This is a genomic window from Mesorhizobium sp. M5C.F.Ca.IN.020.32.2.1, from assembly GCF_004023105.1.
GTDB lineage: Bacteria > Pseudomonadota > Alphaproteobacteria > Rhizobiales > Rhizobiaceae > Mesorhizobium > Mesorhizobium wenxiniae.
Genome location: NZ_RZSX01001623.1, coordinates 1 through 517, shown reverse-complemented (window position 1 = coordinate 517; position 517 = coordinate 1). Strand labels below are relative to the sequence as shown.

The following is a 517-nucleotide window of genomic DNA, read 5'->3' as shown; positions in this document are numbered from 1 at the left end:
CGTCCTGGGTGGCCAGCGCGGAAAGCGTGAAGTCGCACATCCGTTTCACGAACGCCTGCTGGTCGCCGAACGGATAGAAAGGAAAGGTAATCAGCAGCGAGATCGTGCCGTGGCCAACCGCCCACAGCATGGTCGCAATGGCGCGCGGGTCGCCCTTCAGCTTGCCGGCGGCAACGCAGGCCTCGACCCTATTGATCAGCACTTTCATCAACGGGTTGCCCTCTTGCATTTCGGCGAAGGTCCTGCCTTCCTGGGGCTTGACCTTTTCGGTCATGAATATCGTGCGATACTCGTTGGGGTTGCCAAGCCCGAAGGCCGCGTATTCGGTCATCACGACTTGCAGCGCCTCGATCGGATCGTCGGCCGGGTGATCCTCGATACGCTTTGCCAGGGTCTCGAACGCATCCTCGGCCAGCGCGAACAAGATGTCCTGCTTGTCGGCGAAATAGGAATAGACCGACATCGGCGCATAGCCGACGCGCTTGGCCAGCTTGCGGATGGTGAGGCCTTCATAGCC

Annotated in this window: 1 protein-coding gene; it reads right to left on the bottom strand. The window is 60.5% G+C overall.

The window, feature by feature from the left end; translation table 11 throughout:
* Window positions 1–517 (bottom strand): TetR/AcrR family transcriptional regulator (locus EOA86_RS37815; RefSeq protein WP_164892464.1); only part of this gene is annotated, 517 nt, incomplete at both ends.